Here is a 15715-nt window from a genome sequence, read left to right on the forward strand (position 1 = left end):
TCCTCTTAAAGAATATTTCAGTCTCGTATTTTAGAATAAGTTAATCCACTTGGTGATTCATCTGAATAGCTGCCTAAACCATTATAATGTTGAGATTCCCACACTTTTAATACCTTACTGCTTACAATAGTATTTGGAGGCAATTTAAGTGTGTTAGGATGTTTTAGAAATAATTTATCTCTAAGTTCTTGAATATTAACTACCTTGTCAAAAAACACTGTGCTTGAATGAGAGTATATCTGATTTTCCACTCCGTCATAACAAATAAATACTCTTATTAATTCACTTACATTTGGATTATTTACGTCATTGTTTTCAAGATATTCATCCTTCAAAACATAAAAAATTATATTGGGTTTAATTTTGTAGTCCTCAATATCCTCATTAGGGGGTTGTTCTTTTGAAATTACTTTAGGTTCATTTATACTCTTATTGTCATCTGAGGCTACGCTTTTTTTATCAGTCTTATTACAGCCTATACAAGATATCAAAGCTAATACACACATAAACGAGGCAATTGCCTTACTAATCTTCACATTTGAGCCCTCCAGTAAAATTATTGGTATGTATATAATAATTTACCGATTTCACTTATCTAACAACAAGATTGTGTATATACCTACTTTAATATAGAACTATTAATTAAGGGTTTCATCAAATTCTTTGAAATTTCTAAGGCTTCATCTCTGTTATTAGCTGGAGCGGAGAGCATTAATCCATCTTTACTGCTCCAATGTTTAGCAGAATCGTCAGGGTTCTTAGCTTCTGAAATGCCTACTGTGAATTGTTTTCTTATATTTTTTGCTACTATAAATCCATAAGACCTATATTCTCCAGAAGCTTCATCAAAATAAAATATATCTGCCTTATTGTTTTTATCAAATTTCATGTTTATATCAGAAAGCTTTTTCTCTCCTATAAAAATTGTTCCTTTAAAACTAGGGCTCCTAAAAAACCTATTAGAAATCCAGCCTTCTATATTGATTTGTATATTTTCACTATGGCTTTTATCTCCCAATCTGTAGATTATAGCGTTATAGGAATTATTAAATTTTCTAGGATAAAGATAAAGTGTGCATAGGAGCAATAGGGCTATTATTATATACACATATATTTTTTTAAACCTCATTGAAGACTTCCTCCTTTAGCCTGTAGCCATACTATATATTTTCCATGCACCTTTAGGGCCTTCTTTTTTTAATTTAATGATTCTAAATACATCGCCATCATCTTCTATAATGACTTTTACAAATTCCATGGATATGATTACATTATATTCCATAACATCATTTTTATCTATAGAAGCTTTAATTTTTTCCATTTTAACAAGTTTTGCACTTTTAATATTATTTGTTTCTATATCTTCATTTCTATTGTATAAGTCATTGTTATCCATATTCATAGATAAGTAACGGACTATATTATCCCTAGAAAGGCATGCCATTGCAAGGGAGCTATTTTTTTCGTTTAAAGCTTTTATATATTCATTTATTATATCTTCAGCAGTGAGCTTTGATAGTCTATTTTCTAATTCATCCTGTTCATCCATATAAGATAATATCCATTGATCCCATGGTTTTTTAGTTATATTCTCTAGGCTTTTTCTATCAAGGGAACAGGCAAAGGAGCTGTGTCTTCCAGCATCAATAAAGGCTCCGATTATTTTATCCTCATGACGAACAATGATGCCTCTAGCACCTGATCTATTTTGCATAAAATCCGGCAGGGTTTCTCTTAATCTATATATGTCTACAATTACTTCTTTATCCAAATACTCAGACATATCTAAGCCAATAGCTTTAGAAAGCTCGTTGTTATAAGCCCAGTATATTTTGTAGGGATATTCTCCTGCCTTATGCTTAAGATTAGAGGGGAGCTTTTCTCTAAGGCTATTGATTTTATAGTCAGCAGTCCAATGGTACTTCTTAAAAATACTATTTGCAGAATCGCTTATAACTCCTGCTGCACTTTTATGCTCTGAGAGATCATGCATATAGGTTACAGCCTCATAAGGAATTTCATAGGTTTTATTTTCAAAGTTCAATAAGCCTACTTCAAAGGGAGGGGAATCATAAGCAAAAGAAAACTCTCTTACCTTATCATTATTATAGGAAAATTTAATTTTATTATCTTTTTTTGCGCCACCGCTTAGCTTTTTAGCTTTAGCCTCTTTTTCCTCCTGGTTAAGCAAGGTACTTTTATTTATGAGGCTGCCAATATCCTGTATTATTTTTTTATCTTTTATAATTATTTCGTACCTGCCACTCCACATAGGCCCTCCTGTCTTGTCAAAGAGGATTTCCATTGTATCTATGGTTTCAATATTTGTTAGAAGGTTACTTTCCTTAATTGGATTTTTAGAAGATACATCTTTATTTAAAGAACAACCAGCTATGGCAGAGAGCATTAATAATAACATTAAAGGTATAATAAATTTCCTTTTCAATTTTCTACAGACCTCCTTTTTTACATATATTTAGTAATACGGCGTAAAATCAAAATATTTCCTCCATTTACTAAAATATTTATAAAAGCTATTTACAAAATAACGAAATGGTTATATAGTTAGTTATATAAGTAATGAACCGAATAAGTAACGGAGTATATATTATATTAGGGAGGTGATGAGGTTGTTAGACTTAAATTCAGATAAGTCCATTTATATACAGATTGCAGAGAGCATAGAAAATGAGATACTTTTAGGTAATTTAAAGGAGGGGGAGCAGGCACCTTCTACTAACCAGTTTGCCAAGGTATATCAGATTAACCCTGCTACTGCTGGGAAAGGGTTAAATATTTTAGTGGAAGAAGAAATTCTTTATAAGAAAAGGGGATTAGGAATGTTTGTGGCAGAAGGGGCTAGAGAGAAGATTTTAAAGAAAAGACAAAATAGCTTTTTTAAGGAGGTTATACCTGAGCTGGTAAAAGAGGGAGAGAGAGTGGAGCTTACCATAGAGGATATTATAAAGGCCATAGAGGAGTATAAGGGAGGTATGAGGTAATATGTTAGAATGTAAGAATTTAACTAAAATCTATGATAAAGTACAAGTGGTTAATAATATCAGCTTAACGCTAGAAGAAAATAAGATTTATGGATTACTGGGGAGAAACGGAGCAGGGAAGACTACTGTTTTAAATTTAATTTGTGGTCAAGTAATTAGAGATAGTGGAGAAGTGAAGCTTTATGGCGAAGAGGTCTTTGAAAATTCAAGAGCCATGGAGAATATATGCTTAGTAAGAGAAAAAGAAATGCCCATAGAAGATTATAAAGTAAGCCGTATATTAGATATAGCAGGAACCTTATATAAAAATTGGGATGAAGAATATAAAAAATTCTTAGTAAAAGAATTTAAATTAGATACTAAGAAGATATATAAAAAACTATCAAGAGGCAACAAATCCATCCTAGGGTTAATCATAGGATTAAGTTCAAGAGCTCCTCTAACTATTTTTGATGAGCCATCCTTAGGCTTAGATGCTGCAGTTAGAGAGAAGTTTTATAATCTGCTGCTTCAGGATTATGAGGAAAATAAAAGGACTATTATATTATCCACTCATTTAATTGACGAAGTAAGCAATTTATTTGAAGAAGTTATAATTTTAAATAATGGAAAAGTCCAAGCCAAAGAAGAAGTGGCTGACTTTAAAGAAAAGGCCAGATTCTTAAATGGAAGAAATGAATTCATAGAGACAATGATTAAAAATAAAAAGATTCTTTATAAAGAAGCCTTTGGAGCTACAGCTTTGGTGGGAGTTTTAGGAGATTTCACAGAGAAGGAAATTAAAGAGCTGAGAGAAAATAATGTGGAAATAAGTGCTATGCCTTTACAAAAGCTATTTATATATTTAACAGAAGAGTTAGAGAGTTAGGAGGGGTGAGACATGGAATCATTAAAAAGACAGATAAGATTTATGGTTAAGGATTCAAAACGTGCTTTTATAGTATTTTGGGTTGTAGTAATTTTAGTAAATATAGCTGCTTATATCTTAAATGCTATTTTTGTTGGTAGATATGGTACTATAAGCTTCGGGGCTAGTAGATTTGGAATTTCAGAAAATGGAGGTAGACTTATTAATGTAGCAGCTGGAAATATTATAGCTATTGGTATATATATGATAGTTAGTAATATGGAAATGTATTATGAAAGCTTTCCTACAGCTATTGGCTTTAGTTCTACCCGTAAGGATTTTTATAAGGCATTGATAATTCATAATAGTCTATTATGTGCAGCTATGACAGCTATAGAGGTAGTATTATTAAAAATAGATAATATTATTATTGAAACCATAGGGAAAGAGCCATTAGAAGACTTTATATACTTTAATACAAAAGAGAATAATATATTTTATATTTTTATAATAGTATTCTTAATGTTTATGGCTTTTTGTGCAGTATTTAATCTGCTAGGTGCGTTATTGTATAGATATGGCTATAAGCTTTGGATTGTTTTGGGGGTGTCAGTTATGATAGTAGGTAATATAGATAATTTAAGTAGAATAATTAGATATATTTTAATAAATGCTTATTCCTATAATAATTTTATAATGTTTTTTATAAAAAATATTGTTATTGCAGCATTATTATATGGCCTAGCTTGGCTGAGCGTAAGAAGGCTGAATGTGAGAACAGGAAAGTAAATAAAATATAAAGTAAATAAAATATTAAGAAATAAGCCAATGATATTATAGGGAAACAAAGGTAACGGCCTCCTATAAAAGAATCATTGGCTTTTTCGGTCAGGTTATAATATTTCTAGTACTTCTACTGTATATTTTTCTCCTGGAGCATCAACTTCAACCTTATCTCCAACTTTTTTGCCGGATAATGCTTTCCCTAAATCTGATTCTATACTTATACGCATATTTTCAGGATCTACATCCATAGTAGTTACTAATGTTACAATAGCTTCATATTCATTCTCTATAAATTTAATTCTAGCTTTACTATTAATCCCCAATATTGAGTTATCTATATTTTTATCATCTATTAAAGTTGCTGTTGAAATCATAGTTAATAAATATTGAATTCTATTATCATTTTCTCTATAGTTTGCACAAGCTTCTTTATACTCTGCATTTTCTGATCTATCACCATGTGCAGCAGCTACTAATTTTTCTTTTGCTATTTCAGCCCTTTTTACTGTCATTCTATATTCTAATTCTTCTTTTAATTTTTTTATATTCTCTTCTGTTAGTTTATTATTCATAAAAAGCTAAGCCTGATTTCTAAAATCATAACAAATAATAACGATATCAGTTTGTATGATTTTTCACTTTATTAACTAAATAAAGCGGTAGTATCACAGGATTCAACTACTTAGGTTAGTACCATAATACTAAAATTCCATATAGCCTTTATAAATTAATATATTTATAAAGTACAACAGAATTGCGAGTGTTACTTAGCCCCTAATATTCATGATCCACCAAAGCCTTTCAACTAAGTGTACTTTGGCAGTTTAAATCTATATTAAAGTTATTATTAACTTACTAATCCAAGGATTTTCTTCCTATTTACTAACCATAAATCAGGATTTTCACCTACCTTCCCTTTTATATTTTTATTTATTTCATTCCATTTTGACCATTCATTTTTCTTATTAAATTTGTCTAAATCAATTACTAGTTTATCCTTTAATATTTTAGGTATTTTTTCTTTGAATTTATAACTTCGTCTTGCAATGACCATAGCCGCTCCATTATGAACCACCATGCCATATTGATGACAATATTTATACAATCCTATTTTACTTGTAAATTGAGGCTTAATTTTAATTATTTCAACTCCTTCTCTAATGCAAGCATTTTCAAGCATAATTAATAATTTAGAATATATAAACTGATGTTTAACTCTAGCAAATTTACTATGAACATCTTTGTCATTTTTAAATTTCAAATCCTCAATGGCAATACCACAATTATAAGTCTTAGCTATTGATATAACCTGTTTTGCAAGTTCTCCACATAAGTTTTCACGCCTATTAGTTCTAGCATATAATAATTCATGTTGTTTTAAATAACTATGCCATTTATAGTTCCCTTTATTATCTATCATAGTTAATGCAAAACCATTCGGATTCGTATCTATTCCCATAATTCCATTATGCCCTGTATAAACTACTTCTGTTTTTGGTAATTCAAATGTTATATGACAATAATATTTACCATTTCTTTTTAATACTTCAACTTGATAAGCTTCACCAGTTGTTAAATACTTTAAGAATAATTCTCTGTAATTAATACCATTAACTTTACCAGTTTTTCTTGATAACTTTTGTGGTAAATATATTGGTACTTGAATTTTAATAGCTCTATTAGTAGATGTTTTTTCAAGTGTTGAGATTTCTAAATAGCTCATACCATTTTTTATAATAACTCTTAAATTAGGATTACCACTTTTAGTTTTATCTCCACGACTATAGATCCTGTTATTTCTGCAACTCTTCCACTCTTCTTTAGAAATTAAGCCTTTACACTTTTTTATAAACATTTCTTTAGTTCCAAAAGTCACTGAAGGAATGGTATTTGTATCAATGAAATTCTTAAAATAATTAGCTTTTCTTTGTCTTTTATCTAATTTACTTATTAAAGCATTTCTTTTTTTATCTGATATTTTCTTTTTGCCATTTAATATCTTTTCAATAGCTTTAATTTTATTACAATAATTTTCATAAATCATTTTAGCTAATTCTTTTTGAGAGAGAATAGTTTGTCTTGCTGATTCTACTGCATCTTTTGCTTGACGTATATTTAGATTATATTTTTTAGCAACAGCTTTCTCTAAGTCACTTACTTTTACACTTTCTAACAACCTTTTAAATGAGTATCTTATAGCTGTACAAAATACTAACATTAAATTATCTATAATTTGTTTTTGTTCATCAGTTTCATTTATTAATATTGCTTTCATGGTTATCTTCACTATTCTCGCACCCTTCTGTTGATAATTCTTTGATGGATTTCTCTATATCTTTCTTAATTTTTCTTCCATCTCTTGCACCATACATTCTAGCACTAAAAAAGTTACAAGACTTATTAAATCATTAACCATTTCTTCATTTGGTTCTAATTGACTTATCATTTGACTAGTTATTTTTTTTACGATGCCTTAATTTTATTTCTATAGTATTCTAAAGATTATCTATTCACCATGGACAATCCACATTCATTGTGCATAGTGCATGGTGAATTGTGAATTAAAAAAAGTGCTCTGTGGATAAAAAAAACTTATTTATACCATTCATTTATAACTTTTTTGCTTTCCTCACCAGGATAATATCTTTTATCCTCACTTCTTTCACCTATGGCAAATATAGAAAAACCTAGATGCCAGGGTTCTTTTTCAAAGACCTGTCTATAAGCTTCGAAGCAATTTGCTTGAGCTTGAGAACTGACCTCATCTGTAAGGTAGGCATTCCAAGGTTCTATGGAAGCTTTTTTTGTTTTAGGAAAGCCTAGCTCTCCAAAGAAAATTGGCTTATTCCATTTATCATGAAAGTTTTTTATTTCTTGATATACATTCTGCTTTCTATCATATCTTGTAGTGCTGCCTAAGCATTGTACTAAATCCTCCACCGTAGTAGTATCCTTATCCGTAAGCTCAAAATAAGCTGCTATGGATATGAAATCTAGCTTAGAAAAGAGCTTATTATTTAACTTGTTTTCATAATATTCTATAGTGGAAGGCTTCCAATGAGCGGTATCCCATTTATTAGTTCTATAAGTTATTAGTCCTTTATAGTAGGCTCTTACAAAATCTATGGTTTCAGCCCATTTGTCCTCTGCAAATTCCATCTGCTCAAAGTTTGAGCCTACATAAATAGCATCTACGTGATAGGGGACAGCAATTTCATCTATTAAAACCTTTAAAATTTTATTATTCCAATTATAAAAAAATACATCAATATTATCTGGTTCCCAGTCTATCTCTGATAAGGTACCCTTGGCAATCCAGGGATAGGGTTCTAGGACTATGTTTAGCTTCTTGTTTTTTATGGATTTAATAAGCTTTTTAGCCTTATCTAAACTAGCCTTATTTATAGTAAAGTCACTGGAGGATAAAGAATCAACATCCACAGCTACAGGAATGTTTAAGGTGTTTAAATCGAAATTTTTAATATCTTCTAAGGCTACTTCAATTTTATAGTCCGTAGAAAGATTTGCTGACTTTATTTTAGTGGAAAAGTCGCTATTGAGGGTTTTACCTTGAAAAGCATTGATTTTATTATTTATATAACCTCTAGTATCAGGATTTTTCATAGTCCAATAGGTTAAACCTACTATTAACAGTACTAATAATAAGATTAATAGCTTAATTTTTTTACTCAAAAATGTCCCCCCTATTTAAATATGATATATATTTTAACACTTGTGACTATAGAGAAACAATAGTTAAAATTAACTTATATATGATATAAGTAACAGGTTATTAGGAGAGGGTGACATATAGTTTCTATATATATTGCAAAAGCTTTAACATATTACGACAAAGATATAATGTAATAACTTTAATGCAATATATGTACTATGGACAAATAAAGATAACTATGCTATATTAAGCTTACTTAAACGATTACGTTAAATTGTAAGGAGAGAATTATGAAGCTAACCATAAAGGATGTAGCTAAAAGGTCAGGGGTTTCTGTAGCCACGGTATCTAGGATATTAAATGGCCTAGAGGGCTATACGGAAGAAACAAAAAATAGGGTTTTAGCAGTGGTGGAGGAGCTTGGTTATCAAAGAAACGCTATAGCTAGAGGTTTAGTTACCAAAAGCACTAATACCATAGGAGTACTAATGCCAAGCATTTTAACTCTAGTTTATGCAGAAATAATTAAAGCCATAGAGGAGGTAGCCCACAAAAACAACTATAGTGTTTTTTTATGTAATACAGGGATGAATGGAGAAAGAACCTTAGATTATATCAGAGTTCTGGGAGAAAGACAGGTGGATGGCATCATAGTAGCCAGCCTTGCTCCAAAGGATGAATATTACAAGGCTATTATGGATTTAAATAAACCAACTATGCTAGTTTCTACCATGTCTTACAAATACCAAATTCCTTATGTAAAAGTGGACGATAAACAGGCTGCTTATTCTGCTACTCAATATTTAATAGAAAAAGGACATAAAAAAATAGCTATGATAGCAGGAGTGAAGGAAGATCCCATAGCAGGGCTGCCTAGAATCAATGGTTATATTGAGGCTTTAAAGGATTATGACATAGAGGTTGAGGAAGGCTTAATTAAATATGGTGATTTTAGCTATAATAGTGGTAAGAGAGCTATGGAAGATCTATTAGAAGAAAAGAAGAAATTTACCGCTGTCTTTGCTGCCAGTGATGATATGGCTGTAGGGGCACTATCCTTAGCTTATAAGAAGGGCATAAGGATACCTGAGGAGATTTCTATTATAGGCTATGACAATACTCAAATAGCAGAAATGAGCATACCTGCTCTAACTGTGGTGGCTCAACCTCTTTATAATATGGGGAAAAGAGCAGCAGAAAATTTATTTAATGTGATAATTCATGGGGAAAAGGTAGAGAATATAATAATGCCTCATAGCATAGTTGAAAGAGAAAGCGTCAGGGAGATTTAATGTAATGCGCAATTCACAGTTCACAATGCACAATTAAGGAGGATTTTTTCGTAAAACGAAAAAATCTTTAAATAATATAATTTATTTTTTCTCAGTAAGCTGAGAAAAAATTTCCTCAATTGTGCATTGTGCTTTGTGAATTGTGCATTGAAAAAAGCGTAAACGCTTAACCTATAAATTTTATTTGCATTTTAAATGATTGAAAAAGGAGTGTATTAAAATGAAGAAACAATGGTGGAAGGAAGCTGTGGTATATCAAATATACCCAAGAAGCTTTAAGGATACTAACGGAGATGGAATTGGAGATTTAAGAGGAGTATTAGAAAAGCTTGATTACTTAAAATTCTTAGGTATTGATGTGATATGGCTTTGTCCTATTTATAAATCTCCCAATGATGATAATGGTTACGACATAAGTGACTACAGGGACATAATGCAAGAATTCGGAATCATGAAGGACTTTGACAAGCTCTTAGCGGAAGCTCATAAAAGGGGAATAAAAATACTTTTAGACTTAGTGGTAAACCATAGCTCTGATGAGCATAATTGGTTTGTAGAAAGCAGAAAGTCAAAGGACAATGAGTATAGAGACTACTATATATGGAAAGAAGGAAAGGATGGAAAGGAACCAAATAACTGGGGATCAGTGTTTAGCGGTTCCGCATGGCAGTATGATGAAGCTACAGATATGTATTACTTACATCTTTTCACTAAGAAGCAGCCAGATTTAAATTGGGAAAATCCAAAGATTAGAAAAGAAGTTCAAGATTTAGTTAGATGGTGGCTAGATAAGGGCATTGATGGCTTTAGAATGGATGTTATCAGTGCTATTTCAAAGCAGCAGGATTTCCCTGATGGACCAAAGAAGGAAGGAGCTTTATATGGTGACTTTGGACCTTATTCCATCAATGGGCCAAGAGTTCATGAGTATTTAAAGGAGCTTAATAAAGAGGTATTAAGTAAGTATGATATTATGACTGTAGGCGAAACTCCAGGAGCTACCCCAGAAATTGCTATGGACTATGTTGGAGAGGAAAGAGATGAATTAAACATGCTATTCCAATTCGAACATATGTCTCTTGGTGATGGTGAAGACGGAAAGTGGAGCAATGGTCCCTTCAAGCTAATAGAATTAAAAGCCATACTTTCAAAATGGCAGAAAGGTTTAGAAAAGGGAGGATGGAACAGCCTTTACTGGAATAATCACGATCAGCCAAGAATAGTATCCCGTTTTGGGGATGACAAAAAATACTGGAAGGAATCTGCTAAGATGCTTGGAACATGCCTTCATATGCTTCAAGGAACTCCTTATATTTATCAAGGAGAAGAGATTGGCATGACCAATGTAGCCTTTGAAAATTTAGAAGATTATAAGGATGTAGAAATCTTCAATGCTTACAGGGAGCTAGTACAACTAAAAGGAAAAGATCATGATGAAATGATGAAGGCTATTTATGAAAGAGGAAGAGATAATGCTCGTACCCCAATGCAATGGGATGCCTCTGAAAATGCAGGCTTTACCCAAGGAACACCTTGGATTAAATTAAATCCAAATTATAAGGAAATAAATGTAGAAAGCCAAATTAATGATGAAAATTCTATACTTAATTACTATAGAAAGCTTATAAAAATAAGAAAAGAAAATGAAGCAATGATATATGGACAATATGATATTATTCTAGAAGCGCATGAGGAAATATATGCTTATACCAGAACCCTAGAAAATGAAAAGCTGCTTGTTATATGCAACTTTTCACAAAATACCCCTGAATTTAATTTGCCAGAGGATATTGAATTTAGCACAAAAGAGCTTATAATAAGCAACTATGAAGCACATGAAGAGGAAGACATAAAAGAAATAGCATTAAGACCTTATGAATGCAGAGTTTATAAATTAATAAAATAGCCCTTTTGCTTAAGATAAGTGAATTAAAACCCTTATCTTAATTATGAAAAATAGCTCTAAACTATGATTTTTAGGTTAGAGCTATTTTTTTATATATTTACTTATAGCTATATTATATAAGGCACGGTTATTACAGCAATATTTCTGCTCTTTAGCAGGCTACTTCTTAAAAGAGTAGCGGTTTGATTATGAAGAGCATTGTAATGTAATTTTTCAGCAGTGATCTGAGGCAGAACTAAGGTTATAATATCATGCTCTGAATAATTCTGTGCTTTAATAAAAGCCTCGAGGGGAGCTAATATCTCTCTATATTCCGATTTTTCAATTACCAAAGGTACGTCTATTTTGTATTTTTCCCACTTCTGTTTTAACTTTTTCGTTTCATCATCATCAGTAGACACATGAAAGGCTACGATATCGTTAGATAAACATTTTGCATAGTTTATGGTTTTAATTACACTTCTGTTTAAACCACCCACAGGTACTATAAAATGTTTAACTAGGTCCTTATCAATCTCAGGGAATTTATTTCCTTCCATGGTTAGTTGTTCAGCAGTGGTATCGTAGTGTCTTTTAATTTTTTTCATTATAAACACCCCTAGAGGAATTAGTATAAACACCATCCAAGCTCCGTGGACAAACTTATTTACTCCTATAACCACTGTAGCAATCAAAGTGATAAAGGCTCCGAAACCATTTATAAAGGCCTTATGTCTCCAACCAGCTTCTTTACTCCTTATCCATTTCATTACCATGCCTGTTTGAGATAAAGTAAAGGACATAAATACGCCTACAGCATATAGCGGCAATAGAAAGTGACTTTCCCCATTAAATATTATAACTAATAGGGAAGCTAATAAGGCTAATGCTAGTATACCGTTAGAATAACTTAGTCTATCTCCACGCTTTGTAAACTGCCTTGGAGCGTAACCATCTCTGGCTATAAAGGATAGCAATAGGGGTAAATCCGAAAAGGCAGTATTAGCAGCCATTATCAAAATTAAAGTAGTAGCTATTTGCATAAGATAAAACATTAAGCTGCTTTTTCCAAAAACCATTTCCGCAATTTGAGACACTACTGTTTTTTCAAGGTTTGGCACTGCATGATAAATAGTAGAGAGATAGGATACACCGCCAAAAATTATTACTACTATTAAAAACAATAACCCTAAAACAATCTTAGCATTTTTAGGAGCAGGGGCTTTAAAATTAGCCACTCCATCACTTATGGCTTCAATACCTGTTAAAGCAGTACAACCTGCAGAGAAGGCTTTTAAAAATAGTATTATTGTTAAATCTCCATAAACCTCTGGCATACCTACTGGAGGTTGTGGTACATAACCAAGAAAAAGGTATTTAATAATACCAATAGCTATCATAATTATGGTAATAAATATGAAAAAATAAGTAGGTATGCTAAAGATTCTTGCAGATTCTCTAACACCCCTTAGATTTCCTAAGGTCATCATTATTATTATGAGTACTGTTAAAGTTACTCTATGGGGTAATAACGCAGGCACAGCGGATATTATAGCTGCAGAGCCCGCGCAGGAACTTACCGCTACAGTTAAAACATAGTCTATGGTTAGAGCTGATCCTGCTACAAGGCTTGGAAGCTCGCCTAAATTTTCTTTAGACACCATGTAGGAGCCTCCGCCCTTAGGATAACTATTTATGGTCTGCCTATAGGAAAATATTAATATGCTTAATAAAACTAAGATAGATATAGTAACATAAAATAAGGATTGATAGGCTAGCAAGCCCATTATGGGGATTAAAACCCATAGTATTTCTTCGCAAGCGTAGGCTACAGAAGAAATAGCATCACTAGATAATATCGCTAAACCTTTAAAGATACCAAATTTTTCATGATGTAACTGGGAGGATTTCAAAGGTTCACCAATAAGCAATTTTTTTATTTTATAAAACATAATTTCACCTCTTTAAGATATAGAAATAGAACAAAAATATTATAGTTATCATTTAAAATAAAGTAAAACCTTATTATAGTATTTACAAAGGCGCTATGCCATATTCTATGAAATTAGCTAGTTCTATCGAACAATTGCTCGAAAAGCTGCAAAATTATACACGAATAGACAAAACTTAAGGAAAATGAGATCTGAATGCTAGAGAGTTTTTGTAAAAAACATTAAAAAAGTTTTGTTAAAATATATTTAAAAATATTAAACTAAGTATTTAGAGTATCATATAAGAAGGTTAATTAAAAATAAAATATTCTTAACCTTATTTTAACATTTACTCATACTTTGTTAGCTATACTTTATAATATAAGGTTATTTGTAAATTTTTTAGGTATCGCAAAAAATAGACGAGTAGACTGACTAGTTATTTTTTAGAGATGCCTTATGAGGTGTCACCATGAAAATAGAAGAACAAAGTATAAATTTACATACTCTTAAAAAAATAATAAAAAATAAAAGTATAAGAACCCTATTTCAGCCTATAGTTTCCTTGGTAGATGGGGATGTATTAGGCTATGAAGCCTTAAGCAGAGGACCTAAGGATAGCAGCTTAGAAAGACCGGATATACTCTTTAAAATGGCTGAAGATTATGGGCTAATATGGGAACTAGAATATCTCTGCAGGATAAAAGCCTTAGAAAATGCTTCAAAGCAAAAGATATCTAAAATGCTATTTATAAATGTAGATCCTAAGGTAATATATGATGAAAAGTTTAAAAGCGGCTTTACAAGAGAGTTTATAACGGAGTATAATCTTAATCCTCAAAATATTATCTTTGAGATTACGGAAAGAACATTAATAGAAGATTATAAAACCTTTAAGAATATTATGGATAATTACACTAATCAAGGATACAAGATTGCCCTAGACGATACTGGAGCAGGTTATTCAGGATTAAGGATGATCGCAGAAACCAATCCTCAATATATAAAAATAGATATGGAGCTTATAAGAGATATCGATAAAAAGCCTATAAATCAGGCTTTAGTAAAGGCTCTAAGAGAATTTGCCAATGCTACTAACATGGATATTATAGCAGAAGGCATCGAAACTATAAATGAATTAAGGACCGTAATAAATTTAGGTGTTAAATATGGACAGGGCTTCTTACTTCAAAGGCCTAGTGAAGAGTTAGGGGAGATAACTCTAGAGGTGAAAAATATCATGGCTAAATTTCAAAAGCTTGAGCATATGTTAGCCTATTGTAGTTCTAATAATATACCTATAGGTAATTTAGCAAGAGTAGAAAAGTTCATAAGCCCTGAAAGTCCAAGTAAAATAGCGAATGATATTTTTTCAAATAATGCGTATATTCAAGGAATACCTGTAGCGGATCATGAAGGCAGCGTAGTGGGCTTAGTTATGAGAAATGGGTTTTATGCTAGGTTGGCTACTCAGTATGGCAATGCGGTTTATATGAATAGAGCAATAAAGCTTCTTATGAATGGTAATCCACTAAAGGTAGACTATCAAACCCCCTTAGCTCAGGTTTCTAACATCGCTATGAATAGAAAAGATGAAAATCTATATGATTACATTATTATAACTAAGGAAGGGAAGTATTATGGAGTTATAACGGTAAAAGAATTATTAGATTATACCACTAAGTTAGAGCTAGATAATGCAAAACATTCCAATCCACTTACGGGATTACCTGGAAATGTGATTATTGAGGATAGATTGAAGAGGATTATACATGAAAGGCAAGATTGCTATGTAATTTATTATGATTTGGATAATTTTAAGGCCTATAATGATGTTTACGGCTTTGAAAATGGAGATAAGATATTGAAGCTTCAAGCTGATATAATACAAGAAAATATATCTGAAGCCGAAACCAAGTATCATTTTGTTGGACATGTAGGTGGAGATGATTTTATATCTATAATCGCCTGTGAAGGAATAGAGGATATATTAAAAAATATAATTGAAGCCTTTGATAGTAAAATAAAAGACTTTTATTCTTATGATGACCTGGCAAGAGGGTGTATAACATCTAATAATCGTAAAGGTGAAGTAGAGTGTTTCCCTATAGTCAGCATATCTATAGCCGGCACTAATGTTGCTAAACACAAATTTATTTCTAGCGATGACTTGAGTGAATACTTAAGTGAGCTTAAAGGAAGATGCAAGAGAATGCATGGAAGCTGCTATATAATTGAGTAGATGTGCCAAGGGGACGTTTCCATTGTCATAGGTGGCAATGGAAACGTCCCCTTGGAT

13 protein-coding genes are annotated in these 15715 nt (G+C 31.6%); 6 read left to right on the top strand and 7 right to left on the bottom strand.

Annotated elements, in window-relative coordinates; all coding sequences use genetic code 11:
* Positions 1 to 17: 17 nt before the first annotated feature.
* The 3 genes from BN2665_RS06030 to BN2665_RS06040 all read right to left on the bottom strand — a co-directional run bounded on the left by BN2665_RS06030 (position 18) and on the right by BN2665_RS06040 (position 2446).
* Positions 18 to 536: a hypothetical protein gene (locus BN2665_RS06030; protein ID WP_055666210.1), complete on the bottom strand. Its 519-nt coding sequence runs from the start codon at positions 534 to 536 to the stop codon at positions 18 to 20.
* Between the two features lie 83 nt (positions 537 to 619).
* Positions 620 to 1129 carry a hypothetical protein gene (locus BN2665_RS06035; RefSeq protein WP_055666211.1) on the bottom strand — a complete coding sequence of 170 codons (510 nt, stop codon included), beginning with the start codon at positions 1127 to 1129 and terminating at the stop codon, positions 620 to 622.
* A 15-nt stretch (positions 1130 to 1144) separates the two neighbouring features.
* Positions 1145 to 2446, bottom strand: coding sequence for a DUF4830 domain-containing protein (locus BN2665_RS06040; RefSeq protein WP_055666212.1), 1302 nt, complete (start codon positions 2444 to 2446; stop codon positions 1145 to 1147).
* A 184-nt stretch (positions 2447 to 2630) separates the two neighbouring features.
* Between BN2665_RS06040 and BN2665_RS06045 the strand changes: the two genes are divergently transcribed.
* The 3 genes from BN2665_RS06045 to BN2665_RS06055 are packed head-to-tail and all read left to right on the top strand — an operon-like array spanning position 2631 to position 4638.
* Entirely contained in the window at positions 2631 to 3002 is a 372-nt protein-coding gene (locus tag BN2665_RS06045; RefSeq protein WP_423229845.1) for a GntR family transcriptional regulator, read from the top strand.
* Position 3003: 1 nt separating this feature from the next.
* A complete protein-coding gene (locus tag BN2665_RS06050; RefSeq protein ID WP_055666214.1) occupies positions 3004 to 3870 on the top strand; it encodes an ABC transporter ATP-binding protein in 867 nt (288 codons plus the stop codon).
* A gap of 12 nt (positions 3871 to 3882) precedes the next feature.
* The gene (locus BN2665_RS06055) at positions 3883 to 4638 is read left to right on the top strand and encodes a hypothetical protein (RefSeq protein ID WP_055666215.1); all 756 of its coding nucleotides are present in this window, start codon (positions 3883 to 3885) and stop codon (positions 4636 to 4638) included.
* Positions 4639 to 4742: 104 nt separating this feature from the next.
* On the opposite strand, the gene BN2665_RS06060 is transcribed toward BN2665_RS06055, so the two are convergent.
* From BN2665_RS06060 to BN2665_RS06070, 3 genes are all read right to left on the bottom strand, one after another.
* Positions 4743 to 5207, bottom strand: a complete 465-nt coding sequence (locus BN2665_RS06060; protein WP_055666216.1) for a GreA/GreB family elongation factor — start codon at positions 5205 to 5207, stop codon at positions 4743 to 4745.
* Positions 5208 to 5482: 275 nt separating this feature from the next.
* Entirely contained in the window at positions 5483 to 6922 is a 1440-nt protein-coding gene (locus tag BN2665_RS06065) for an IS200/IS605 family accessory protein TnpB-related protein (protein WP_055666217.1), read from the bottom strand.
* A gap of 305 nt (positions 6923 to 7227) precedes the next feature.
* Positions 7228 to 8328 (bottom strand): glycoside hydrolase family 113, encoded by a 1101-nt coding sequence (locus tag BN2665_RS06070; RefSeq protein ID WP_055666218.1) that lies wholly within the window; start codon positions 8326 to 8328, stop codon positions 7228 to 7230.
* 270 nt (positions 8329 to 8598) lie between these two features.
* Between BN2665_RS06070 and BN2665_RS06075 the strand changes: the two genes are divergently transcribed.
* Both BN2665_RS06075 and BN2665_RS06080 read left to right on the top strand, forming a co-directional pair.
* Positions 8599 to 9600, top strand: a complete 1002-nt coding sequence (locus BN2665_RS06075; protein ID WP_055666219.1) for a LacI family DNA-binding transcriptional regulator — start codon at positions 8599 to 8601, stop codon at positions 9598 to 9600.
* Between the two features lie 220 nt (positions 9601 to 9820).
* Complete coding sequence (locus BN2665_RS06080; RefSeq protein WP_055666220.1) at positions 9821 to 11506, top strand: glycoside hydrolase family 13 protein; 1686 nt, start codon at positions 9821 to 9823, stop codon at positions 11504 to 11506.
* A gap of 107 nt (positions 11507 to 11613) precedes the next feature.
* Here the strand turns inward: BN2665_RS06080 and BN2665_RS06085 are convergent, their stop codons facing one another.
* Positions 11614 to 13437 carry an APC family permease gene (locus BN2665_RS06085; RefSeq protein WP_055666221.1) on the bottom strand — a complete coding sequence of 608 codons (1824 nt, stop codon included), beginning with the start codon at positions 13435 to 13437 and terminating at the stop codon, positions 11614 to 11616.
* A 451-nt stretch (positions 13438 to 13888) separates the two neighbouring features.
* On the opposite strand from BN2665_RS06085, the gene BN2665_RS06090 reads away from it, so the two are divergent.
* Positions 13889 to 15658 (top strand): GGDEF domain-containing protein, encoded by a 1770-nt coding sequence (locus BN2665_RS06090; RefSeq protein WP_055666222.1) that lies wholly within the window; start codon positions 13889 to 13891, stop codon positions 15656 to 15658.
* The last annotated feature ends 57 nt before the right edge of the window (positions 15659 to 15715 follow it).

Source organism: Desnuesiella massiliensis (genome assembly GCF_001403615.1).
Classification (GTDB): domain Bacteria; phylum Bacillota; class Clostridia; order Clostridiales; family Clostridiaceae; genus Desnuesiella; species Desnuesiella massiliensis.

What these genes read in the sequence shown, in the direction of transcription:
- BN2665_RS06085 (WP_055666221.1), bottom strand. Translation starts at nt 13,437, where the DNA reads ATGTTTTATAAAATAAAAAAATTGCTTATTGGTGAACCTTTGAAATCC.
- BN2665_RS06050 (WP_055666214.1), top strand. Translation starts at nt 3,004, where the DNA reads ATGTTAGAATGTAAGAATTTAACTAAAATCTATGATAAAGTACAAGTG.
- BN2665_RS06075 (WP_055666219.1), top strand. Translation starts at nt 8,599, where the DNA reads ATGAAGCTAACCATAAAGGATGTAGCTAAAAGGTCAGGGGTTTCTGTA.
- BN2665_RS06090 (WP_055666222.1), top strand. Translation starts at nt 13,889, where the DNA reads ATGAAAATAGAAGAACAAAGTATAAATTTACATACTCTTAAAAAAATA.
- BN2665_RS06060 (WP_055666216.1), bottom strand. Translation starts at nt 5,207, where the DNA reads ATGAATAATAAACTAACAGAAGAGAATATAAAAAAATTAAAAGAAGAA.
- BN2665_RS06035 (WP_055666211.1), bottom strand. Translation starts at nt 1,129, where the DNA reads ATGAGGTTTAAAAAAATATATGTGTATATAATAATAGCCCTATTGCTC.
- BN2665_RS06055 (WP_055666215.1), top strand. Translation starts at nt 3,883, where the DNA reads ATGGAATCATTAAAAAGACAGATAAGATTTATGGTTAAGGATTCAAAA.
- BN2665_RS06080 (WP_055666220.1), top strand. Translation starts at nt 9,821, where the DNA reads ATGAAGAAACAATGGTGGAAGGAAGCTGTGGTATATCAAATATACCCA.